We start from the raw sequence: 22,801 nt of genomic DNA, 5'->3' as shown, positions 1-22,801 counted from the left end.
ACGCGGTGCCCGGCTCAGCCGACGAGGGCGTGCAGGACGCGGGTGGCCGACGAGCCGAGCCCCCACCGCTCGGTCAGCCGGGCAAGCGCGTCCGGATCGGCCGGCGCTCGGGGCAGGGTCAGGTCGGGGCTCCCGAGGTCGAGGTCGCGCACCACCGCGACGACCTTCGGCGCCACCTCCAGGTAGGCGAGCGCAGCGGTGACCTTCGACCGTGGCCCCGGTGCCATGCCTGACGCGTGGTCGGTGGCGGCGTCGATGATCCCACGGAGGTCGCCGTACTTCAGCAGCAGCGACGCGGCTGTCTTCTCGCCGACACCCGCTACGCCGGGCAGCCCGTCGGAGCTGTCTCCGCGCAGGGTCGCGAAGTCGGCGTACTGGCTGGGAAGCACGCCGTACTTTCCGACCACCACCTCGTCGGTCACGCGCTCGTGGCGGCCGACGCCGCGCGCGGTGTAGAGGACCCGCACCTCGTCCACATCCGAGACGAGCTGGAAGAGGTCGCGGTCGCCGGTGACGATGTCGACAGGCATCCCGGCGCCGGTCGCCAGGGTGCCGATCACGTCGTCCGCCTCGTGGTGATCGGCCCCGACCACGGCGATGCCAATCGCGGCCAGCACCTCGGCGATCACCGGCACCTGCGTCTCGAGGGAGTCAGGCACCTCCTCGACATCGGGTCGTTCGGCGGGCGTCACCTCGACCACTCGATGCGCCTTGTACGTCGGGATCAGGTCGACCCGCCACTGTGGCCGCCAGTCGTTGTCCCAGCAGCAGGCGAGGTGGGTCGGGCGGTAGTCCTCGACCAGGCGGCTGATGAAGTCGAGCAGTCCGCGCACCGCGTTGACGGGCGTGCCGTCGGGCGCGCGCACCGAGTCCGGGACGCCGAAGTAGGCGCGGAAGTACAACGACGCCGTGTCGAGGAGCATCAGTCGTTCGGTCACGCGGCGAGTCTGGCAGACCGCCCCGGCGGGTTCGAGGCACTATCGTTCTCGCCGTGGAGAAGAAGGACCGGGAGATTCTGCGGCTGCTGGCGGCTGACGGCCGGATGTCCTACACCGACCTGGGCAAGGCCACCGGGCTGTCCACCTCGGCGGTGCACCAGCGGGTGAAGCGGCTCGAGCAGCGCGGCCTGATCACCGGGTACGGCGCGACCGTCGACCATGCCGCGGCCGGTCGACCGCTGACGGCGTTCATCTCCATCACCCCGTTCGACATGTCCCAACCCGACGACTATCCCGACCGGCTCCGCGGTCTGGCGGAGATCGAGTCGTGCTGGTCGGTCGCGGGGGAGGAGTCCTACATCCTGAAGGTCCGGGTCGGCACGCCCGCCGATCTGGAGGAGACACTGGGCAGGATCAGAGCGCTGGCCAACGTCGCTACCCGGACGACCATCGTGCTGTCCACGCCGTACGAGAACCGACCGGTTCCCTGAGCCGCCATCACCGTCGTCGGACCCGATCGCTCCCGGCGGGGTCGTCGCCGAGCAGGTCGAGCACGCCGAGCTCCCGCTGGTGCTGGCGGCTCTCCGGGGAGCGGCAGCGCGCCCAACGGGCCGGGTCGAGGACGAGCCCGTCGTCGTACCTCTCGAGGACCTGCGGGTCGATGTAGGACCCGCGAGCGACGGCGGGAGTGTTCCCGAGGTAGTCGGCGACCTCGACCACGGCAGCGCGCACCGCACGCTTGCGGGACGCCTTGCTCACGCCGGTCTCGTCGGACTCCGCCAGGGCGACCGCGGCCAGCACCGTTGCGTGCCAGGTGCGGAAGTCCTTGGCGGTGAGGTCGCTGTCGAGGAGCTCGGCGAGGTACTCGTTGACCGCCGACGCATCCAGGTCAAGCCACCGTCGTCCGTGACGGTAGGCGAGCAACCGGTCGGAGCCACCGCGGCGACGCCGCATCTCCTCGAGTACCGGGAGGACGCGCCCATCGTCGATCACCACCTCGTGCTCCTTGCCGGACTTGCCCGGGAAGAGGAAGACCATCTCCTCACCCCGACGGCGCACGTGCTGCCTTTGAAGCGTGGTGAGGCCGAAGGAGCCGTTCGCATCGGCATAGACGTCACTGCCGATCCGGAAGCAGCCCAGGTCCAGCAGCCGCACCGCAGCCGCGCCGGCCCGTTCGCGGGGCATGCCCTCCAGCGCAAGGTGTCGGTCGAGCGCGCGGCGCACCCGAGGCAGGGAGGGCGCAGCATCCTTGACCCGATCGAACTTCATCCGGTCCCTCCGAGCCCGCCACGCCGGGTGGTAGAGGTACTGGCGCCGGCCGGCGTCGTCGGTGCCGACGACCTGGATGTGCCCATGGGGCAGGGGACAGATCCAGACCTCCTCCCAGGCGGGTGGGATGACCAGCTCCTTGATCCTGCGCACGGCATCCGCTCCGAGGCGCTCCCCGTCCTCGTCCAGATAGACGAAGCCGGCACCGGCGCGCCTGCGGGTCCAGCCGGGCGAGTCGGGCGATACCCTGCGCAGGCGTGGCATGTCCCGGTGGTGCCCCGCGGACGTGCGGTCGATGCATGGCCGTGGCCCACGTCACCCTCGGGCGGCGACCCACCCCGCCGCCGTCGGATCAGACGGTGGCGCCCGCCGTCCGCTCGGCCCACCAGCGCCGTCCTGCCTCGGGCAGCGTGTGGATCGGGTCGTAGTACTCGTAGCGACGGCTCAGCGCCTCCGGGTCGTCGGCCTCGATGGACGTGCGGTAGTTCTTGGTCCAGTACGAGATCCCGCGCTCGGTGTCGTAGTCCGCGACCTGGTGCACCCACCGCTTGCCGACGAACGGGACGTCGCAGACGATGCGCGGGGTGGCGAAGCCGGGGAGGTAGCCCATGATGTGGTGCTGCAGCCGTTGTGCATCGGCCACCGAGATCCGCCAGTGTTCCGAGGCGGGGATCATGTCGCACATGTAGAAGTAGTAGGGCATGATCTGGGCGCCGTCGAGCAGCCTGAAGCAGAGGTCGAGCAACGCGTGCGGGTCCGCGTTCACGCCGTTCATCAGCACGCCCTGGTTGCGCACATCCCGGACGCCGGCGTCGAACATGGCTCGCGCAGCGTCGGCCACCAGGGGAGTCACGGAGTTCGCGTGGTTGACGTGGGTGTGCACCGCGATCGAGACGCCTCGCGCCCGCGCGATCCGGCAGACCCGCTCGATCCCGGCGCGGACATCGTCCTGCAGCCAGTGCTGGGGCAGGCCCATCAGAGCCTTGGTCGCCAGCCGGATGTCGCGGATGTTCTCGATCTCGAGCAGCCGGGTCAGGAAGTCCTCGAGCCGGGCGATCGGCAGGTTCGCGACGTCACCGCCGGAGACGACCACGTCGCGCACCTGTGGGGTGCGGCGCAGGTAGTCGAGCATGGCGTCGAGTCGGTCCACGGGCTTGAGGTCGAACCGAAGCTTGTCGACCGAGGGCGTCGAGTTGCCGACCAGGTCCATCCGGGTGCAGTGGCCGCAGTACTGCGGGCAGGTCGACAGCAGCTCGGCGAGCACCTTCGTGGGGTAGCGGTGGGTCAGGCCCTCGACCTGCCACATGTCGTGCTCGTGCAGGGAGTCCCGACTGGCGAAGGGGTGCGAGGCCCAGTCGGTACGCCGGTCGGAGAACACCGGCAGCATGTAGTGGCGCACCGGGTCGGCGTAGAACGCCTCGGTGAGCGAGCCGGGCCCGGTCGGCAGGTCTCGGGGCGCGATCGTGTTGAGCATCTGCGGGGGAAGCAGCATCGACATGGTGGCCCGCTCGCGCTGGTCGCGCTCGAGATCCGCGTAGAACGCATCGGCCACGAGATCGCCAACGACCTCGCGCAGCTGCGCGACGTTCTTGACGCAGTGCGCCCGCTGCCACTGGGCCGAGGACCACTGCGCGGCGGTCACCTCGCGCCATCCCGGGAACCGGGTCCAGTCCGGCTCCACCAGCTCGACCCGACGGTAGGGGTAGGGCTGGCCGGTCTCGGCCTCGATCAGGCCGCCGATCGACGTCTCGATGCTCATCAGTGCTCCCAGGTCGTGGGGACGTGGTCCGGGGCGCGCCGCATTGTGTGACGTAACCCTCTTCTGACTAGAGTAGGAGCATCTTGTCCGGCAAGTCCAACCACATGCCGGAAGATGTCCTGTTCGATTACGCTTCTAACGGAGATCATACGTGGCACCTGAGTCTGCACTACGCGATGTTGCTGCCGACCCGGTCGGTCTGCACCGTGTCCTGGAGCCTGCCGGGGTGCTGCCTCAGCAGGCCCTGCGCCTCGACACCCGCGCAGAGCTGTGGCCCGACGAGGTGCGGATCAGGGTCGAGCGGCTCAATCTCGATGCCGCCTCCTACCGCCAGCTGCACCGCAAGCACGGCGGGGACGGCGACGCGATCCGCGCCGAGGTCCTGGAGATCGTCCGCACCCGCGGGAAGATGCAGAACCCCGAGACCGGATCCGGCGGGATGCTCGTCGGCACCGTCGAGGAGGTCGGGGACCGCTCGCCACTCGGTCTGGACGTCGGCGACCACGTCGCCACGCTGGTCTCGCTGACGTTGACCCCGCTGGTGATCGAGGACGCGCTGGCGCACTGGGACGGGTCGAGCGAGCAGGTCCCCACGGACGGCTACGCCGTACTCTTCGGGCGCAGCATCGCCGCCCGGCTACCCGACGACATCCCGACCCAGCTCGCGCTCTCGGTGATGGACGTCTGCGGCGCACCTGCCCTGACCGCCCGCCATGTCGCGCGATACAGGGAGTCGGGACACGCCCCGGTCGTCGCCGTGATCGGAGCGGCGGGGAAGTCGGGCTCGCTCTGCCTCGCGGCCGCGCGCCGCAGCGGCGCCGCCCGGACCATCGGCGTGGTCCCGCACGAGCAGGAGGCAGCGCTGCTGCGCGCGGCCGGGCTCGCCGACTGCGTGACGATCGCGGACGCCCGAGACCCGCTCGCGCTGCGCGATGCGGTCACCGAGGCCGGGGGACCCGCGGACATCACCGTGGTCTGCGTGGACGTTCCCGGCTGTGAAGGGGGAGCGGTCCTGGCCACCGCCGCGAGCGGCACAGTGATCTTCTTCTCCATGGCGACGTCGTTCAGCGCCGCCGCTCTCGGGGCCGAGGGGCTGGCCGCCGACGTGACCATGCTGATCGGCAACGGCTTCGTGCCCGGCCACGCCGAGACCGCGCTCGACCTGCTGCGCGCGGAGCCTGGGGTCCGCACGCTGTTCGAGGCGCGAGGCTGAGCAGATGACATCGCACCGCATCGTGTTCCGCAACGGCGTCGTACACACGGGCGATGCCGTCGAGGCGAGCTTCGTGGCGGTCCAGGACGGCATCATCGTTCACGTCGGCGCCGACACGGCCGCGTACGACGACGCCGATGAGCTGGTCGACCTGCGTGGCGCGCTGCTGGCGCCCGCGTTCGTCGACGCCCACGTGCACTCGGTGCTCACCGGGTTCGGTCTGACCCGGCTCGACCTGAGGGCAACCAGATCGCTGGCGGAGGCCCTCGACGCGGTCGCCACGCTCGCCCGGATGCAGCCCACCGGCGTCCTGGTCGGGACCGGCTGGGAGGAGCATGCCTGGCCGGAGGGCCGGCCCCCGACCGCAGCCGAGCTCGACCGCGCGGCCCCGGGGCGTCTCGTGCTGCTCGAACGACGCGACTGCCACTCGTGCATCGTCTCCCCGTCGTTGCTCGACGTGGTGCCGGTGCTGGCGGGCACCGACGGCTTCGACGCCTCCGGCCGGCTCGAGCGCGACGCACGTCAGGCCGCCAGCGAGGCGCTGGGCACGCTGGTCGGCCCCGAGCAGCGACTCGTCGCGGCCCGTGCCGCCGTGCAGGCGATGGCTGCCGCCGGCATCGCCGGATTCCACGAGGCCGCCGCGCCGCACATCGGTCCTGCCTACGAGCTGGACCTGGTGCGGCACGCCGCCGAGCTCACCGGCCTGCTGCCGACGTTCTACTGGGGTCAGCGAGACGCGTTCGACCGGCTTGCCGAGCTGGGCGCGGCGGGCCTGGCCGGCGACCTCAACGTGGACGGCGCGATCGGCTCCCGCACGGCAGCGCTGCACCACGGGTACGACGACGACCCGGACAACCACGGCCACACCTTCCTCAGCCCGGAGGAGATCGCCGAGCATCTGGAGGCGTGCACCCGGGCGGGCGTCCAAGGCGGGTTCCACTGCATCGGCGAGGCCGGCCTGGACGCGGTCGTCGTCGGTCTGACGCTCCTCGTCGAGAGGGTCGGCGCTGATGCCGTCCGTGCGGCCCGGCACCGTCTCGAGCACGTCGAGATGCCCTCGCCCGAGCTGATCGCACGCCTGGCCGAGCTCGGGATCGTGGCCAGCATGCAGCCCGCGTTCGACGCGCTGTGGGGCGGCCCCGACCAGATGTATGCGACGCGCCTGGGCGAACGCTGGCACGACATGAACCCGCTCGGATCCATGCACCGGGCGGGGGTGGCGATGGCCTTCGGGTCCGATACCCCGGTCACTCCGATCGACCCGTGGGGTGCGGTGCGGTCCGCCATCGAGCACCGCGACGTGACCCAGCGGATCACCCCCACGGCCGCGTTCGAGGCGCACACCGCCGGGGGCTGGCACGCCGCGCGCCAGGACGGCGTCGGCAGGGTCCGGACCGGAGCGCCGGCCCACCTGGCTGTCTGGGACTGCGCCGGCGGGCTGGAGGGCACCCTCCCTCTGCTCGCCGAGGACGTCCCGGCTCCCGCGCTCCGCACGCTCTACGTCCACGGCCGTGCCGTGGGGAGGGAGGCCTGATGAAGCCGGTGCTGCAGTTGGACGCCGCCGACGTACGCCGTGCCCGGACGCTGGCCCGCAGGGTCGGCCGGCCGATCGTCCGGCTTGCCCAGTCACACACGACCGTGTCAGTCGAGCGCGCCACGCTGCGCCTGGCCGGCCTGTCCGGGGCCGACACCGACGGCATCCCGTGGGCGAACCGCCTCGCCGACGTGGTGCGCGCCGACGTCGGTCTCGAGCACGGCGTGGCGCTCCCGGTGTGGGACGCGCTGGTGCGCGGTGAGGCAGAGGACCTGCTCACCCTGGCCCAGAAGGCCGCCGCGGGCTCGGTGACGATGCGCGTCCCGACCGGACGCGACCTGCAGCGGGCCAGCAGCCTGGCGCGGCGTCAGGTGGGAGCGGGCCTGCGGCAGATCGACCGCCGTCGGCGCGAGCGGGAGCGGCTCGTGCAGCGCGTGGGAGACGCCCCGAGCAAGCCGTGGATCTACCTGATCGTCGCGACCGGCGACATCTACGAGGACATCCCTCAGGCACAGCTGGCCGCGCGGGAGGGCGCCGACGTGATCGCGGTGATCCGCTCGACCGGTCAGTCGCTGCTCGACTACGTCCCCGAGGGCGCCACCCGTGAGGGGTTCGCCGGCACCTACGCCACCCAGGAGAACTTCCGGCTGATGCGGGCCGCGCTCGACGAGACCAGCCGGGAGCTCGGCCGCTACGTCCGGCTCACCAACTACGCGAGCGGGCTGTGCATGCCCGAGATCGCCGTGATGGCCGGACTGGAGCGTCTGGACATGATGCTGAACGACTCGATGTACGGGATCCTGTTCCGCGACATCAACCCGGTCCGCACCTTCGTCGACCAGCGGTTCAGCCGGCAGGTGCACGCGCGCGCCGGGATCATCATCAACACCGGCGAGGACAACTACCTCACCACCGCGGACGCGGTCGACGCGGCACACACGGTCACCACGAGCCAGCTGCTCAACGAGTACTTCGCCAAGGAGGCGGGCCTCGAGGACTGGCAGCTCGGCCTGGGTCATGCGTTCGAGATCGACCCGACCCTGCCCGACTCCTTCCGTCTCGAGCTGGCGCACGCGCTGCTGGCCCGGGCACTGTTCCCGAAGGCCCCACTGAAGTGGATGCCGCCGACCCGGCACATGACCGGAGACGTCTTCCGCGGCTACCTGCTCGACGGGTTCTTCAACCTGGCCGGCGCGCTCACCGGGCAGGGGATCCTGCTGGTCGGGATGATGACCGAGGCCGTGGTGACGCCGTGGCTATCGGACCGCGACCTCGCGCTGCAGAACGTCCGGTACGTGCTCAACGCCGCCGGCAACCTGCACGAGGACTTCCACCCCGCCCCGGACGGGTTCATCGCCCAGCGAGCGACCCGGGTGCTGCGCGAGAGCCTCGATCTGATGGAGCAGATCCTCGCCCATCCTCCGTCGTCCACCGGGGGCGGCCTGCTCGACGCCATCGCCGACGGCACCTTCGGCCTCATGAGACGACCGGCCGACGGCGGCCGCGGACTGGACGGAGTGGCGGAGAAGGCCGACGACTACTTCAACCCGGCGAGCGAGGCGATGGAACGATGAGCACCCGAACGGGCCCGATCAGGCCGTACGGCGACACCACCGGCGACGGCATGGTGCAGCTGTCGTTCACGCTGCCCCTGGCGCACGACAAGCTTGCGGAGGGGGCCGCGGTCCAGCTCGCCAACAAGATGGGCATGGATCCTGCCCTGGTGGTGCACGCGCGGGCGATCGGGGAGGGCTTCACGTTCTTCGTCGTCTACGGCCGGGTCAACCACCTCGTCGATCCCACGGCCGTCCGGGTCATCGAGCGCGACTACCCCCTGCTCACCCCCAAGGAGGTGAACGCCGCCGTCAAGGCGGGTCTGCGACGGCGGCTGGTGGTCGTCGGCGGCTGCATCGGCACCGACGCCCACACGGTGGGCATCGACGCCATCTTGAACATCAAGGGCTTCGCCGGCGAGAAGGGCCTGGAGTACTACCGCGAGCTGAAGGTGGTGAATCTCGGAGCGCAGGTGTCGGTCCCGGAGCTGGTCAACCGAGCCGTCGAGGAGGCGGCCGACGCCGTTCTGGTCTCCCAGGTCGTCACCCAGCGAGACGCACACGTGCTGAACACCAAGGAGATGTCGGCCGCGTTCCGCGAGGCCTTCGACGAAGCACACCGGCCGCTGCTCGTGGTCGGCGGTCCGCGGTTCGAAGAGACGATGGCCGCCGAGCTCGGGGTCGACCGGATCTTCACCCGCGGCGCCACGCCGGGCGACGTGGCCAGCTACCTGGTCCATCGGCTGGTCACCGAGAGGATGGCGTCATGACTCAGCCCACCGTTCCGCCCGAGCCGGGCCTCAGCGTGACCCACCGTCGGTACGTGCCCTACTCCCACGCGCACTACGCCGGGAGCCTCGTCGACGGCGCCTACAGCCTCGGCCTGTTCGGGGACGTCGCCACCGAGATGTGCATCCGCACCGACGGTGACGAGGGCCTGTTCGCGTCGTACGACGACGTGCAGTTCCGCGCCCCGGTGCGGGCCGGGGACGTGCTCGAGGTCACCGCCGAGCTGGTGCGGGTCGGGACGCGTTCCCGGGTGATCGACTTCACCGTCGTCGTGGTCGGACGGGGCCGGCCGGACCTCTCCACATCCGCAGCGGAGATGCTCGCCGAACCGGTGGTGGCGACCACCGCGAGAGGCACAGTCGTTGTCCCCGGGCCGCCACGCTGAGCCGGTCCTGCGACACGCCGAGGAACCTGAAATCCCTTGGTTTTTTGAGGGTTCGTGCCTAGCGCGCTGACCTGCAGCGTTGCAGTGTCACCGCAGGTCAGCGGAGGGTTGACAGAGGCGCCTCTCAGGTCGCAGGGTGTGCTGCGTTCCTCCAGGCAGATCATCGCGGTGCGCATCGTGTGGCGAACCATCGTGCCCCGCCGGCGACCACGGCGTCGGGCGGACGGTGGCGGATTGCACGGTGTCTGCGCGATGGGAGAACACGGGGGGAGAGCGGCACCCAGTAGACAACGTCGACGTCACGAGCAGCCAGCCCGTGCCGCGGCGGTCCGAAGGGCGTCGACGCTCCCCCCGCCCTGCCATGTACACGGGTCGCGCCGTAGCGTGACGCCATGACCGTGCCGTCGCCCGACCAGGTCACGCGGCCCGGCTCGGGCACCGGCCCACGGACCGTGATGGTGGTGCCGACGTACAACGAGGCGGAGAACCTCGAAGCCCTGCTGAGCAGGCTGCACCGTGCCGAGCCGGACGTGCACGTGCTGGTCGTCGACGATGCGTCGCCGGACGGCACCGGAGCGTTGGCCGACGCGCTCGCGACGGCGGACGAGCGCGTGTCGGTGCTGCACCGCGGCGCCAAGCAGGGCCTCGGCGCGGCCTACCTCGCCGGGTTCGCCCGGGCGCTGGAGCAGGAGTACGACGTGATCGGCGAGATGGACGCCGACGGGTCCCACCAGCCGGAGCAGCTGGCCCTGCTGCGTGCGGCGTTGGCCGATGCGGACGTGGCGATCGGCTCCCGCTGGGTCCCCGGCGGCTCGATCGTGAACTGGCCACGTCGCCGGGAGTGGCTCTCGCGCGCCGGGAACGCCTACACCCGGGCGATGCTCGGCTTGGACATCCGCGACGTCACTGCCGGATTCCGGCTCTACCGCCGCACCGCCCTCGAGGAGCTCGCCTTGGAGGGGGTCGCCTCGCTGGGCTATGTGTTCCAGGCGGACCTGGCCTACCGCGCGGTCCGGGCGGGCCTGCGTGTCGTCGAGGTGCCGATCGAGTTCGTCGAGCGGGTGCGCGGCGAGTCGAAGATGACGCCGACCGTGGCCGCGGAGTCACTGCGCAGGATCACAGCGTGGGGAGTCGCCGAGCGCGGTCGCCGGTGGAAACAACGCGTCGCTCCCGGGCGTTGAACCAGTCATGAGACGTCGTCTGCCCTGGTGGCTGCTGGTCGCCGCCTTCATCGCCGTACCCGTGCTGGAGATCTGGGTGATCATCCAGGTCGGCGAGGTGATCGGCGCCTGGTGGACGATCCTGTTGCTGATCGCCGATGGCGTGTTCGGCTCCTGGCTGGTCAAGCACGAGGGCCGGCGGGCCTGGACGGCGCTGCGCATGACGCTCCAGGCGGGCCGGATGCCGGCGCGCGAGCTGGCCGACGGCATCCTGATCCTGATCGGCGGGACGCTGATGATCAGTCCCGGATTCGTCAGCGACGTCTTCGGGATGCTGTGCATCCTGCCGTTCACCCGGCCCGTGGGCCGACGTCTGCTGGCAGGTTTCGTCAGCCGGCGGCTGGTCATGCGAGGGCCGCAGTCTCCCGGGCCCCGTCAGCCGGGCGAGGACGTCGTCCGGGGGACCGTCGTCGACTGACTGCACAGTCGTCGATCACACCCGGCAGTCAGCCGACGCCCGCATCAGACCTTGGACTTCTTCTTGCGGGCCCTGTGCAGGTGCGCCGGCCCGATCTCGCCGCCCCGGAGCAGCTCCAGCCGCTCGGAGAGGATGTCCTCCAGCTCGCTGATCGATCGACGCTCCAGGAGCATGTCCCAGTGCGTGCGTACGGGCTTCTCCGCCTTCTGCTCCGGCTCGATCCCGGAGGTGGCCCGCGCCTCAGCGCCACAGCGGGGACACTCCCACAGCGCGGGTACGTCGGCCTCGACCGACATCGTGATCTCGAACGTGTGACCCTGGGGGCAGGCGTAGCCCACCTGCTGACGAGCCGCGAACTCTATCCCGCGCTCGTCCTCGAAGCTCTGACCTCCCAGTCGGGCCCCGCGCAGCGTCCGGTCTCCCATTGAGCACCTCCATGGCTCGTGCGTCGTCATTCTGCGGAACTCACCGGCCCGACAGCCGACGTCGTTCACCTCATGCGTACAACCGTAGGGACGCGTGGGCAAGTGCATCGTGACGCGAAAACGACGGTTGACTGCACAACGATCCAGCAGCCCCGAGGATTCCCGATGTGACTCACGCCGCTCCGGGTACGGCGTTGCCCGCCTCGCGGATGCCCTGCTCGGGGTCCAGCCGCCGGAGGAACACCGCGCCGAGCACGAAGAATACGACCAGCGCCGCGACCGCGGGCCGATAGGATCCGCTGAACTGGAAGACCAGCCCGAACAGCAGCATCCCGAACCAGGACGTGCCCCGTTCGGCGGCGTTGTAGAGCGCGAAGTACTCGCCCTCGCGGCCACGCGGGATCAGCAAGCTGAAGAAGGACCGGGACAGAGCCTGGGTCCCTCCCATCACCACGCCGATGACGATGGCCAGGATCGCGAACAACACCGCGTTCCGGGCCGGCAGGAACATCGCCGCGATCACCACCACCATCCAGATGAGCACCCCGGTCAGGATCAGCCGGTAGGCGCCGTGCCGGGCGGCCATCCGGCCGAAGAACAGCGCCCCGCCGAAGGCGACGAACTGGATCATCAGGATCGTCGCGATCAGCACCGTCTGGGACAGGTGCAGCTGCTTGTCGCCGTAGATGGCGGCCGCGTACAGGACCGTCTGGATGCCGTCGTTGTAGAAGAGGTAGGCGACCAGGAACGTCAGGGTCATCGGGAAGGCGCGCAGCTCGCGCAGCGTGGTGATCAGCTGCCCGAAGCTGCGCTCGACCAGCGTGCCCCGCGCGGGCACCACGCCGCGCGGCGCGTAGTTGCGCAGCCGCAGCACCGGGATGATGGTGAAGCCCGCCCACCACAGGCCGGCCGACAGCAGCGACACCCGCACCGCCATCCCCTCGGAGACCCCGAAGCTGCGGTGCCCCAGGAAGAGGACCAGGTTCAGGGCGAGCAGGATGCCGCCGCCCAGGTAGCCCCACGCCCAGCCGCGGGAGGAGGCACCGTCGCGCTCCTCCTCGGTGGAGATGTCCACCAGGATCGCGTAGTAGCTGACCAGCGAGCAGCCGGCAAGAACACTGCTCAGCACCACGGTCACCACGCCGAGCTGCCAGTCGTCGCCCTTGACGAAGAACAGCAACGCACAGAAGAACGCCCCGGCCCAGGCGGTCCAGGCCATGTGCATCTTCTTGCGTGGCGAGCGGTCGACGAATGCCCCGACCACCGGCAGCAGGAACGCGCTCACGATGGTGGCGAACGTCGTCACGTAGAGCGGCAGCGAGCCCGCGGCGAGCGGTATGCCGAGCACCGACACGGTCCGGCTGCACGGGTCCTCACCGCTCGCACACCCGGCCGCCCGACCGGCGACGGTCGCCAGGTACGGCCCGAACATGACCGACAGCACCGTCGTGTAGTAGGCGGAGTTCGCCCAGTCGTACCAGTTCCACGCCCGCTGCTGGCGTCGTCGGTCGACCGCCGTCAGATCGGCGAACCCGTCAGCCGGTCCGGCTCCCCCAGGAATCGTTCCCGCGCTCATCCATGCTCCCTCCACAGTCCCCGCTCCCGGAGCACATCCTTCAGCAAATCGGTCCGGTCGGTGAAGATTCCGTCGACTCCGCGGTCGATCATCGTCCGCATGTGCCGGGGTCGGTCGACGGTCCAGGCGTGCACCTGGACGCCCGACCCGTGTGCACGGCGTACGACGGAGTCGGTGACCACGGGGATCGGACCGCGCACCCGGGGCAGCTGGAGCACGGCGAACCTGCCCCGGGCATACGCCCTGGCCCGCTCGCGGTCCCGCATCGACAGGAACCGGATCGCCTCGGTCTTCGAGGCCGACGTCGCCACCCGACCCCCGGTGAGCCTGCGGAACCACTCGATGCGGCTCAGGTCGAAGGCGCCCACGCACACCCGCTCGTGGGCGCCGGTCGCCGCGACGAGGGCGGCCAGCGGCTCGACGGCGGCGGGAGCCTTGATGTCGATGTTGAACCTGCAGTCGGGGAACTCCTCGAGCAGGTCGGCCATGGTCGGCACCAGCTCGCGGCCCGCGATCTTGGCGCCGGCGACCTCTTTCGCCGTCATCTCCACGATCCGCCCCGGGAGCTTGGCCACCCGGTTGAGACTCGCGTCGTGGTTGACGACCAGAACCCCGTCGGAGGTGGCGTGCACGTCGGTCTCCAGGTAGCGGTAGCCCAGCCCGACGGCGTGCCGGAAGGCCGCCATCGTGTTCTCCAGCCCGACCACATCGGGGTGCTTGCCCCCGCCGCGGTGCGCCATCGCCAGGGGCGGTCCGGGCGGGGTCAGTGCCTCGTCGAGGTACGCGAAGCCGGTGCTGGGGGTCTCGCTTCGGGTGTCGTGCATCCCTGCAGTCAACCACTGGAGTAACGTCGGATCGTGGACGAGATGACGTGCCCGAAGTGCCAGGGCGCGATGACGCGCCGCCCCTACGCCGACGTCACCGTGGCGCAGTGTGAGTCCTGTCAGGGGCTGTTCCTCGACCGAGCCGATCTCGGCGCACTGGTCGAGGCCGAGAACGACTGGCACGCCCACCGCTCGAGCCACACCCAGCCGATGCCGCGGATCACCGCGGACATGACCGAGCCGCCGCCCGCGCGTCCGTCCAGCCGGTCCTTCCTGGACAGCCTGTTCAAGCAGGCCCGCTGACCCAGACGGCTCGAGGGCCGGGGTCAGACCCCGTGGTCGTAGAAGGTCTCGATGCTCGCGCCGAGCTCGTTGAGGCGCTCGGCAAGGCCCTCGTAACCGCGGTGGATGACGTAGGTCGAGCGAAGCACCGAGGTGCCCTTCGAGGCCAGCATCGCGAGCAGCACGACGACCGCGGGCCGCAGCGCCGGCGGGCAGATCACCTCGGCGCCGGACCAGTGCGTGGGACCCTCGATCATCACCCGGTGCGGGTCCATCAGGGTGACCCGGCCACCGAGCTTGTTCAACTCGGTCAGGTAGATGGCGCGGTTCTCGTAGACCCAGTCGTGCAGCATCGTCTTGCCCTGAGCGGCGGCGGCGATCACCGCGAAGAACGGCAGGTTGTCGATGTTCAGACCAGGGAAGGGCATCGGGTGGATCTTGTCGATCGGGGAGTGCAGCACCGATCGCTGGGTGCTGAGGTCGACCAGCCGGGTGTGACCGTTCTGGGCGAGGTACTCCTCGGACAGCTCGTAGCGGAACCCCATCTCCTCCAGCACGGCGAGCTCGATCTCAAGGAACTCGATCGGCACCTTGCGGATCGTGATCTCGGAGTCGGTCACGATCGCCGCGGCAAGCAGCGACATCGCCTCGATCGGGTCCTCGCTGGGGGCGTAGTCGACGTCGACGTCGATGCTGTCCCTGCCGGTGACCCGGAGGGTCGTGGTGCCGATGCCCTCGACCCCCACGCCGAGACGCTGCAGGAAGAAGCAGAGGTCCTGGACCATGTAGTTCGAGCTCGCGTTGCGGATCACGGTCGTCCCGGGGGAGAGGGCCGCCGCCATCAGGGCGTTCTCGGTGACGGTGTCCCCGCGCTCGGTCAGCACGATCGGCCGGGTCGGCGAGACGCCGGAGTGGACCTCTGCCTGGTAGCTGCCCTCGGTCGCCTTGACCTCGAGTCCGAACCGGCGCAGTGCCGTCATGTGCGGCTCGACGGTGCGGGTGCCGAGGTCGCAGCCACCGGCGTACGGGAGGGCGAAGGCCGGCAGCCGGTGCATCAGGGGGCCGAGGAACATGATGATCGAACGGGTACGACGTGCGGCATCGGCGTCGATCGAGTCGAGGTCGAAGTTCTCGGGCGGGATGATCTCGAGGTCGTTGTCGTCGTTGAGCCAGCGGGTGACGACCCCGATGCTGTCGAGGACCTCGAGCAGTCGGTTCACCTCCTCGATCCGGGCGACCCGGCGCAGCGTCGTTCGCCCGCGGTTGAGCAGCGCGGCGCAGAGCAGGGCGACACCGGCGTTCTTGGAGGTCTTGACCTCGATGCTCCCGTGCAGCGTGGTCGGACCATGCACGCGCAGGTGGGCGGGCCCTGAACCGATGCTGACGATCTGGGAGTCCAGCGCCTCGCCGATCCGGGCGAGCATGTCCAAGGAGAGGTTCTGGTGCCCCCGCTCGATGCGGTTGACGGCGCTCTGGCTGGTGCTGAGCACTTCCGCCAGTTGCGCCTGCGTCCAACCACGGTGCTTGCGTGCATCGCGGATGAGGTGACCGATCCGACCGAGGTAGTCCATGGGTGACACGGTATCTCACATATGAGATAGCCGGCGATCCGCGATGGAGGAGGTGCGCCGGGGGGGCGGAGTAGCGTCGAGGTGTACGACGATGCGACCCGGGTATGCACCCCGGACGCGATCGCGAAGGCGAAGGAGTGAGACCGATGAGCTCGGACCAGTTGCAGCCGGAGGACACGCTCGATGACCGCGGCGTCGAGGATGTCCTCGACGAGGGGTACTCGCCGCCGGACCGGGAGCCCAGGATCAGCGACGGGCCCGAGACCCTCGATGAGCGGCTCGCCGACGAGGAGCCCGAGGTCTGGGACCAGCAGCCCGACGAGGGTGCCGAGGACCTGGACGACAACGAGGTGGGCGACCGCCGCGCGGGCCGGCTGATGGCACCCGACGAGGGCAGGCACGAGGACATCGACTCCGAGATGTACGCCGAGGACGAGGGCATCGACGGCGCGGGGGCCAGCGCCGAGGAGGCCGCGGTGCATGTGATCGACGAGGAGTCCTGACCTTGCATCTCGTCTGCCTGCGCCGTCGGGCAGACGCCGGGCATTAGTCTCGGAGCATGCCGGAGATCGCCCCGCGTCGAACGCGGATGATGCGGTGGGATCCGCTGACCGTGGGCATCGACATCGGTGGCACCAAAGTGCTCGCCGGGGTGGTCGACTCGACCGGTCAGGTGCTCCATGTCGAGCGCCGACCGACCATCGGTCACGACGTACGCCTCGTCGAGGACACCATTGTCGAGCTCGTCAACGACCTCGCGCGGCGACACGACATCGCGGCCGTGGGGATCGGCGCCGCCGGCTTCGTGGACTCGTCCCGCTCAGTGGTGATGTTCTCCCCGCACCTGGACTGGCGGCGCGAGCCGCTTCGGGCGCGGGTCGCGGACCGGGTCCGGATCCCGGTGGTCGTCGACAACGACGCCAACACAGCGGCGCTGGCCGAGTGCCGGTTCGGCGCCGGGGTCGGGCAGCGCTTCGTGCTCTGCGCCACGCTGGGGACCGGCATTGGGGGAGCGCTGGTCATCGACAACCGCGTCTATCGCGGGGCCAACGGGATGGCCGGCGAGTTCGGCCATATCCAGGTGGTCCGTGATGGGCACCGCTGCGAGTGTGGAAACCGTGGCTGCTGGGAGCAGTACGCCTCGGGCAACGCGCTGGTTCGCGAGGCCCGCGAGCTCGTCCGTGCCAACTCACCGGTCGCCCACCACCTGCGTGACCTCGTCGGCGGGGACCCCGGCCTGCTGACCGGTCCGCAGATCACCCAGGCGGCGCGTGACGGCGACCCGCTGTCGATCGAGCTGATCGGCGACGTGGGGGAGTGGCTCGGGGTGGGCCTCGCCGGCATGGCCGCCGCCTTCGACCCGAGCTGCGTCATCGTGGGCGGTGGGGTCTCCGCCGCAGGGGACCTGCTGCTCGAGCCGACGCGGAGGGCCTTCGCGCGCACCTTGACCGGCCGAGGTCACCGTCCCGAGCCTCCGGTGCTGTTGGCCCGGCTCGGACCGGACGCGGGCTTCATCGGTGCTGCCGACATGGCTCGCTCCGCCGCGCGGCGGTCCCGGCGGACCCGGCGACGTCGTCCCGACCGACCGGTACGCCGGTTCCGCGCCTCGCCGTGACGCTTCGAGCTCACCTCGCGGGCGTCGACCGCTCCGAGGCGACCGCGGCTGCGACATCCGCGGGGTAGCTGCGACGGGCGCGCAGGCACAGCAGCAGCCCGGAGGCGAGCAGCGGGACCAGCATCACCAGGAAGGTCTGCTGGAGGCCGACGCCGTTGCTGGAGGTCACGCCGCCGGAACTGCCAAGGCTCGCCGTACTGCTGCCGAAGAGCGTGGACACGTAGCCGAACAGCAGCGGCGCGACTGCTTCGAGCAACGAGCGGAACACACTCCGGACCGCCTCGGCCCGCCCCCAGAGCGCGAAGTGGACGACGTCCAGCCGAGCGGCGTCGAGCGGCGGGTTCGAACCGCCGACCCCCGCGGCGGCGAAGAAGAAGAGGGCACCGGTGAGCAGCAGGCTGCCGGCGAGCAGGCCCGGGACGAACATCACCACGGCGAGCAGGTAGGCCGCGCCGGCGAGCACCGGCCGAGCGGTCAGGTGGTGCCGTGCCACCAGCCGGTCGGCCAGCCGTCCGGTGAGCAGGACCCCGACGATCGCCCCGCAGCCGATCAGCACGAGCAGGCTGCTCGCGACGCCCTGGTCGAGCCCGAACTTGCCTCGCATGAAGACCACGGCGAAGGTTCGCACGCCGGAGAAGAAGAAGTAGCCGAGCGCCGAGGACAAGATCAGCACCCGGTTGGTCCGGATGGACAGCACGTACCGCACGGCCCACCACAGCGAACGGCCGGTCGGGTCCCGGGTCAGTACGTCGGTGCCCCGCGGCTCGACGTCGCTCTCGTCGACGGCCTCCCGGATCCGGTCCTCGGTCGGCTCGGGCTCGGCATCGGCACCGTCGGGCGCCTCGATCGGCAGCGGCTCCTGGCCGCCGCGTGCCGGCTCCGGCAGGCCACGCCACACCGCCGCAGCGAGGGCCATCCCCGGCACGGCCAGCACCCAGAACGACCATCGCCACGACAGCACCGCCGCGACGTCGCCCGAAACGAGGAAGCCGACCCCCGCCCCGATCAGCTCGCCCGAGAGCACGAAGCCGTAGATCCGACCCCGTTCGCCCGCCGGGAAGAGGTCACCGGTCAAGGACGCGATCGTGGGCCCGGCCGCTGCCGCGATGCCGCCCATCGCCACCTGGCACAGCAGCAGCATCAGGTAGGACGTCGAGACGCCGGCGACCGCCATCGCCGCGGACCAGACCAGGACCGCAACGGCGAGCAGCCGGGACCGGTTGCCCCGGTCCGCGACGATGCCGAGGGGCAGGGTGCAGATCATCGCGATCGCCGTGGAGACCGAGGCGAGCAGGCCGATCTCGGTGTTACCGATGTGCAGGCTGGCCTCTAGCTCCCCGGCGACCGCGCCGACGGTCGCCTTGTCGGCGCTGTCCAGGGCGAGCACCGCGGCCAGCAGGGCGATCACGCGCAACCGGGCCCGCCCACCCACGGTCTCCGTGAGCCGGGTGCGTACGGTCTGCCACGGCGCGATCACACCTGCCCGTGCCCGACCATGTGTGCCCGCTAACGTCCGGCACTGCTCCCGGGGGCGTGGTGCCCCGTGGCACGATGCCCCCGTGGGCAGTGCCGAGAGGAGTGCGGGGAGCAACGCGGTGCGCAGCGGGTCGGCCGATCCGCAGCGCCTCGCGGACCTTGCCCGACTGCGTCGGGTGCGCGACCGGATAGACCGCGAGTACGCGCAGCCACTCGACGTGGAGGCGCTGGCACGTCACGTGCACATGTCCGCGGGCCACCTCAGTCGCCAGTTCCGAATCGCGTACGGCGAGGCGCCGTACTCCTACCTGATGACGCGACGGGTCGAGCGTGCGATGGCCCTGCTCCGGCGCGGCGACCGATCCGTGACGGAGGTCTGCTTCGCGGTCGGCTACGGCTCGCTCGGCACCTTCAGCACCCGCTTCTCCGAACTGGTCGGGATGTCGCCGAGCGCCTACCGGGACCTGGCGGCCAGCGGTGCCGCAGGGCTGCCCAGCTGTGTCGTCAAGCAGGTGACCAGACCGGTCAGGAATCGAGAAGCGGCCGTCCCGGTCGGCCAGCTAGCGTGACCGCCATGGACCTGCGCATTCACTCCAGCTTCCTGCCCCACGAGGACCCCGAGGCGTCTCTGGCGTTCTATCGGGACGCGCTCGGCTTCGACATCCGCCTCGATGTGGGACAGGGGACGATGCGGTGGATCACCGTAGGCCCGCCGGGCCAGCCGGACACCTCGATCGTGCTGCACCCGCCGGCCGTCGACCCGGGGATCACCGACGAGGAGCGCCGCACCGTGCAGGAGATGATGGCGAAGGGCACCTACGCGATGCTCGTGCTCACCACTGCCGACCTCGATGCGACCTTCGACGCCCTGCAGGCCCGCGATGTCGAGGTCGTCCAAGAGCCGACCGACCAGCCCTACGGGCTGCGTGACTGCGCCGTCCGCGACCCGGCCGGCAACATGATCCGCATCAACCAGGCGCAGTGAGTTGGTCGCCCCAGCACGCGACCCGCACCGACGCAAGGCGGACGCGCTCGCGATGCTCGCCACACCGGGGATCGACGTCTGGGTCGCCACCGCGTCAGCGGCGGGGGAGGCGCACCTGGTGCCGCTCTCGCTGGCGTGGGTGGCGCAGCGGGCCGTGATCGCTGTGCCGGCAGCCTCGGTCACTGCCCGCCACCTCTCCGGGTCGGGCCGCGCCCGGCTCGCGGTGGGGCCCACCCGTGACGTGGTGATGATCGATGCGCGGCTCGAGCGCGTGGTTCCGGTGGAGGACGACGACGAGCTGGGGTCGGCGTACGCCGCCCAGGCCGACTGGGACCCGCGCGAGGACACCGGCTACCTCTTCCACGTCCTGCGTCCGACACGCGTGCAGGCGTGGCGCGAGGCCAACGAGCTCGCCGGACGCACTCTGATGCGGGACGGAACGTGGCTGGTCTAGCGTCGAGCGTGCCCGTGGAAGCCGCCGTGAGGAGAAGCCCGATGTCCAGCCCGACGACACACGTCGCCGACGCCCACGATCTGATCCGTGTCCGCGGAGCCCGGGAGAACAACCTCAAGAACGTCGACGTCGACCTTCCGAAGCGTCGGCTGACGGTGTTCACCGGCGTGTCCGGCTCGGGGAAGAGCTCCTTGGTCTTCAGCACCATCGCAGCGGAGTCGCAGCGGATGATCAACGAGACCTACAGCGCCTTCGTGCAGGGGTTCATGCCCACGCTGGCGCGCCCCGAGGTCGATGTGCTCGCGGGGCTGACGACCGCGATCATCGTCGACCAGGAGCGGATGGGCGCCAACCCGCGGTCGACCGTCGGCACGGTGACCGATGCGAACGCGATGCTGCGGATCCTGTTCAGCCGGCTGGGGGAGCCCCATGTCGGTCCGCCGACGGCGTACTCCTTCAACGTGCCGACCCGCAGAGCCGGCGGTGTGATGACCACGGAGAAGGGCGGCCGGGTCGAGAAGAAGGTGGTCAAGGACGCTGTCTACCTGGGCGGGATGTGCCCGCGCTGCGAGGGGATGGGCAGCGTGAGCGACATCGACCGGAGTGCGTTGTACGACGACTCCAAGTCCCTCTCGGAGGGCGCGCTCACGGTCCCGGGCTACTCCATGGACGGCTGGTACGGCCGGCTCTTCGCCGGGATGGGGCTGCCGATGGACAGGCCGATCGCCTCGTTCACGAAGAAGCAGCTCGACACGATGCTCTACGCCGAGCCGACCCGGATCAAGGTCGAGGGCGTCAACCTCACCTTCGAGGGAGTCATCCCCAAGATCCAGAAGTCGATGCTGTCGAAGGATCCGGAGGCGATGCAGCCGCACGTGCGCCGCTTCGTCGAGCGGGCCGTCACCTTCCAGACCTGCCCGGACTGCGAAGGCACCCGGCTGACCGCGGAGGCGCGGTCGTCGCGGATCGCCGGCAAGAACATCGCCGACCTGTGCGCGATGCAGATCAGTGACCTGGCCGACTGGCTCCGCGCGCTCGACGAGCCGGCGGTCGGCCCGCTGCTCGGCGGACTGCAGCACCTGATGGACTCCTTCACCGAGATCGGCCTCGGCTACCTGTCGCTCGACCGGCCCTCCGGCACGCTGTCGGGCGGCGAGGCACAGCGGGCCAAGATGATCCGGCACCTCGGGTCGTCGCTGACCGACGTCACCTACGTCTTCGACGAGCCGACCATCGGGCTGCACCCGCACGACATCGAGCGGATGAACGGGCTGCTGCGCCAGCTGCGGGACAAGGGCAACACGGTGCTCGTGGTCGAGCACAAGCCGGAGACGATCGCGATCGCCGACCATGTCGTGGATCTCGGGCCGGGCGCGGGGACCGCCGGGGGAGAGGTCTGCTTCGAGGGCACGATCGAGGGCCTGCGGGCCAGCGACACGGTGACCGGCCGCCACCTCGACGACCGGGCCCGGCTCAAGGACTCGGTGCGTCCCTCGTCGGGCGTGCTCGAGATTCGCGGCGCCTCGGCCCACAACCTGCGTGACGTCGACGTCGACATTCCGCTGGGCGTGCTCTGCGTGCTGACGGGCGTGGCCGGGTCGGGCAAGAGCTCACTGGTCAACGGAGCCCACCGGGACGCCTCGTCCGCGGTCCCGACGAAGCAGGCGCTCGCCGGGAGGGAGGGCGTCGTGCTGGTCGACCAAGGGGCGATCAAGGGCTCCCGGCGGAGCAACCCGGCGACGTACACCGGACTGCTGGAGCCGATCCGGAAGGCCTTCGCGAAGGCCAACGGGGTGAAGCCGGCGCTGTTCAGCTCCAACTCGGAGGGCGCCTGCCCGACCTGCCGTGGCGCGGGCGTGGTCTACACCGACCTCGGGATCATGGACACCGTCGAGACGCCGTGCGAGGAGTGCGAGGGGCGTCGCTTTCAGGCCGCCGTGCTGGAGTTCACGCTGGCCGGGCGCACCATTGCCGAGGTCCTCGAGATGCCGGCCTCGGAGGCACTCGCGATGTTCGGAGAGGGCGCGGCCCGGATCCCGGCGGCCCAGCGGATCCTGGAGCACCTCGTCGATGTAGGCGTCGGTTATGTCAAGCTGGGCCAGCCGCTGACCACCCTCTCCGGCGGGGAGCGGCAGCGGCTCAAGCTGGCCACTCGCCTTGGAGAGAAGGGCTCTGCTGATCCTGCTGTCTACGTCCTCGATGAGCCGACGACCGGACTGCACCTGGCCGACGTGGACAACCTGCTGGGGTTGCTGGACCGCCTCGTCGACGGCGGGAAGTCGGTGATCGTGATCGAGCACCACCAAGCCGTGATGGCCCACGCCGACTGGATCATCGACCTCGGCCCCGGCGCCGGCCACGACGGCGGCCGGGTCGTCTTCGAGGGCACCCCCGCCGCCCTGGTGGAGGCCCGCTCGACCCTGACCGGCGAGCACCTGGCGGCGTACGTCGGGGGGTAGTTTCCCAGGTTCAGCACCCAAGGGTCACGTTCACACAGGAGAGTCGGTGTGTGAAG

23 protein-coding genes are annotated in these 22,801 nt (G+C 70.4%); 15 read left to right on the top strand and 8 right to left on the bottom strand.

What is annotated here, in order from left to right; all coding sequences use genetic code 11:
* Positions 1-14: 14 nt before the first annotated feature.
* The gene (locus Q9R13_RS02475) at positions 15-938 is read right to left on the bottom strand and encodes a 5'-3' exonuclease (protein WP_397218847.1); all 924 of its coding nucleotides are present in this window, start codon (positions 936-938) and stop codon (positions 15-17) included.
* A gap of 53 nt (positions 939-991) precedes the next feature.
* On the opposite strand from Q9R13_RS02475, the gene Q9R13_RS02470 reads away from it, so the two are divergent.
* Positions 992-1,429: an Lrp/AsnC family transcriptional regulator gene (locus Q9R13_RS02470; RefSeq protein ID WP_310963466.1), complete on the top strand. Its 438-nt coding sequence runs from the start codon at positions 992-994 to the stop codon at positions 1,427-1,429.
* A gap of 7 nt (positions 1,430-1,436) precedes the next feature.
* On the opposite strand, the gene Q9R13_RS02465 is transcribed toward Q9R13_RS02470, so the two are convergent.
* On the bottom strand, positions 1,437-2,471 hold the full coding sequence (locus Q9R13_RS02465; protein WP_310963465.1) for a DNA topoisomerase IB: 1,035 nt from the start codon (positions 2,469-2,471) through the stop codon (positions 1,437-1,439).
* An 88-nt stretch (positions 2,472-2,559) separates the two neighbouring features.
* Positions 2,560-3,966 carry a KamA family radical SAM protein gene (locus Q9R13_RS02460; protein WP_310963464.1) on the bottom strand — a complete coding sequence of 469 codons (1,407 nt, stop codon included), beginning with the start codon at positions 3,964-3,966 and terminating at the stop codon, positions 2,560-2,562.
* A 151-nt stretch (positions 3,967-4,117) separates the two neighbouring features.
* Between Q9R13_RS02460 and kdd the strand changes: the two genes are divergently transcribed.
* The 7 genes from kdd (at position 4,118) to Q9R13_RS02425 (ending at position 11,078) form a co-directional block, all read left to right on the top strand.
* Positions 4,118-5,179, top strand: a complete 1,062-nt coding sequence (gene kdd / locus Q9R13_RS02455) for an L-erythro-3,5-diaminohexanoate dehydrogenase (protein WP_458295161.1) — start codon at positions 4,118-4,120, stop codon at positions 5,177-5,179.
* A gap of 4 nt (positions 5,180-5,183) precedes the next feature.
* A complete protein-coding gene (locus Q9R13_RS02450; RefSeq protein ID WP_310963461.1) occupies positions 5,184-6,713 on the top strand; it encodes an amidohydrolase in 1,530 nt (509 codons plus the stop codon).
* Positions 6,713-8,287: a lysine 5,6-aminomutase subunit alpha gene (gene kamD, locus Q9R13_RS02445; RefSeq protein ID WP_310963460.1), complete on the top strand. Its 1,575-nt coding sequence runs from the start codon at positions 6,713-6,715 to the stop codon at positions 8,285-8,287. The genes Q9R13_RS02450 and kamD overlap by 1 nt, the downstream gene beginning before the upstream one ends.
* Positions 8,284-9,036 (top strand): lysine 5,6-aminomutase subunit beta, encoded by a 753-nt coding sequence (gene kamE / locus Q9R13_RS02440; RefSeq protein WP_310963459.1) that lies wholly within the window; start codon positions 8,284-8,286, stop codon positions 9,034-9,036. Before kamD ends, kamE begins: the two co-directional genes overlap by 4 nt.
* Entirely contained in the window at positions 9,033-9,440 is a 408-nt protein-coding gene (kal, locus tag Q9R13_RS02435; RefSeq protein WP_310963458.1) for a 3-aminobutyryl-CoA ammonia lyase, read from the top strand. Before kamE ends, kal begins: the two co-directional genes overlap by 4 nt.
* A 392-nt stretch (positions 9,441-9,832) precedes the next feature.
* Complete coding sequence (locus tag Q9R13_RS02430) at positions 9,833-10,621, top strand: polyprenol monophosphomannose synthase (protein ID WP_310963457.1); 789 nt, start codon at positions 9,833-9,835, stop codon at positions 10,619-10,621.
* Between the two features lie 7 nt (positions 10,622-10,628).
* Positions 10,629-11,078 carry an FxsA family protein gene (locus Q9R13_RS02425; protein ID WP_310963456.1) on the top strand — a complete coding sequence of 150 codons (450 nt, stop codon included), beginning with the start codon at positions 10,629-10,631 and terminating at the stop codon, positions 11,076-11,078.
* A gap of 44 nt (positions 11,079-11,122) precedes the next feature.
* Here the strand turns inward: Q9R13_RS02425 and Q9R13_RS02420 are convergent, their stop codons facing one another.
* From Q9R13_RS02420 to Q9R13_RS02410, 3 genes are all read right to left on the bottom strand, one after another.
* Positions 11,123-11,503, bottom strand: coding sequence for an RNA polymerase-binding protein RbpA (locus Q9R13_RS02420; RefSeq protein WP_310963455.1), 381 nt, complete (start codon positions 11,501-11,503; stop codon positions 11,123-11,125).
* A 172-nt stretch (positions 11,504-11,675) separates the two neighbouring features.
* On the bottom strand, positions 11,676-13,079 hold the full coding sequence (locus Q9R13_RS02415; protein WP_310963453.1) for an MFS transporter: 1,404 nt from the start codon (positions 13,077-13,079) through the stop codon (positions 11,676-11,678).
* Positions 13,076-13,903, bottom strand: a complete 828-nt coding sequence (locus tag Q9R13_RS02410) for a glycerophosphodiester phosphodiesterase family protein (RefSeq protein ID WP_310963452.1) — start codon at positions 13,901-13,903, stop codon at positions 13,076-13,078. The genes Q9R13_RS02415 and Q9R13_RS02410 overlap by 4 nt, the downstream gene beginning before the upstream one ends.
* A 42-nt stretch (positions 13,904-13,945) precedes the next feature.
* Here Q9R13_RS02410 and Q9R13_RS02405 point away from each other — a divergent pair, with 42 nt between their 5' ends.
* The gene (locus tag Q9R13_RS02405) at positions 13,946-14,206 is read left to right on the top strand and encodes a TFIIB-type zinc ribbon-containing protein (RefSeq protein WP_310965019.1); all 261 of its coding nucleotides are present in this window, start codon (positions 13,946-13,948) and stop codon (positions 14,204-14,206) included.
* A 23-nt stretch (positions 14,207-14,229) separates the two neighbouring features.
* Here Q9R13_RS02405 and Q9R13_RS02400 read toward each other — a convergent pair whose 3' ends face one another.
* Positions 14,230-15,756: a helix-turn-helix domain-containing protein gene (locus tag Q9R13_RS02400; RefSeq protein ID WP_310963451.1), complete on the bottom strand. Its 1,527-nt coding sequence runs from the start codon at positions 15,754-15,756 to the stop codon at positions 14,230-14,232.
* A 146-nt stretch (positions 15,757-15,902) separates the two neighbouring features.
* Here Q9R13_RS02400 and Q9R13_RS02395 point away from each other — a divergent pair, with 146 nt between their 5' ends.
* Together Q9R13_RS02395 and Q9R13_RS02390 are read left to right on the top strand one after the other, a co-directional pair.
* On the top strand, positions 15,903-16,259 hold the full coding sequence (locus tag Q9R13_RS02395) for a DUF5709 domain-containing protein (protein WP_310963450.1): 357 nt from the start codon (positions 15,903-15,905) through the stop codon (positions 16,257-16,259).
* Positions 16,260-16,315: 56 nt separating this feature from the next.
* The gene (locus Q9R13_RS02390; RefSeq protein WP_310963449.1) at positions 16,316-17,371 is read left to right on the top strand and encodes an ROK family glucokinase; all 1,056 of its coding nucleotides are present in this window, start codon (positions 16,316-16,318) and stop codon (positions 17,369-17,371) included.
* 10 nt (positions 17,372-17,381) lie between these two features.
* Here the strand turns inward: Q9R13_RS02390 and Q9R13_RS02385 are convergent, their stop codons facing one another.
* A complete protein-coding gene (locus Q9R13_RS02385) occupies positions 17,382-18,848 on the bottom strand; it encodes an MFS transporter (protein WP_310963448.1) in 1,467 nt (488 codons plus the stop codon).
* A 118-nt stretch (positions 18,849-18,966) separates the two neighbouring features.
* Here Q9R13_RS02385 and Q9R13_RS02380 point away from each other — a divergent pair, with 118 nt between their 5' ends.
* The 4 genes from Q9R13_RS02380 to Q9R13_RS02365 are packed head-to-tail and all read left to right on the top strand — an operon-like array spanning position 18,967 to position 22,745.
* Positions 18,967-19,416, top strand: coding sequence for a helix-turn-helix transcriptional regulator (locus Q9R13_RS02380; RefSeq protein WP_310965018.1), 450 nt, complete (start codon positions 18,967-18,969; stop codon positions 19,414-19,416).
* A gap of 5 nt (positions 19,417-19,421) precedes the next feature.
* A complete protein-coding gene (locus tag Q9R13_RS02375; RefSeq protein ID WP_310963447.1) occupies positions 19,422-19,832 on the top strand; it encodes a VOC family protein in 411 nt (136 codons plus the stop codon).
* A gap of 1 nt (position 19,833) precedes the next feature.
* Positions 19,834-20,286, top strand: a complete 453-nt coding sequence (locus Q9R13_RS02370) for a pyridoxamine 5'-phosphate oxidase family protein (protein WP_310963446.1) — start codon at positions 19,834-19,836, stop codon at positions 20,284-20,286.
* Between the two features lie 41 nt (positions 20,287-20,327).
* Positions 20,328-22,745 (top strand): excinuclease ABC subunit UvrA, encoded by a 2,418-nt coding sequence (locus Q9R13_RS02365; RefSeq protein WP_310963445.1) that lies wholly within the window; start codon positions 20,328-20,330, stop codon positions 22,743-22,745.
* Positions 22,746-22,801: the final 56 nt, after the last annotated feature.

The sequence above is a fragment of the Nocardioides marmorisolisilvae genome (assembly GCF_031656915.1).
In the GTDB taxonomy this organism is placed as follows: domain Bacteria; phylum Actinomycetota; class Actinomycetes; order Propionibacteriales; family Nocardioidaceae; genus Marmoricola; species Marmoricola terrisoli.
This window is presented reverse-complemented; position numbering and strand designations above follow the sequence as displayed.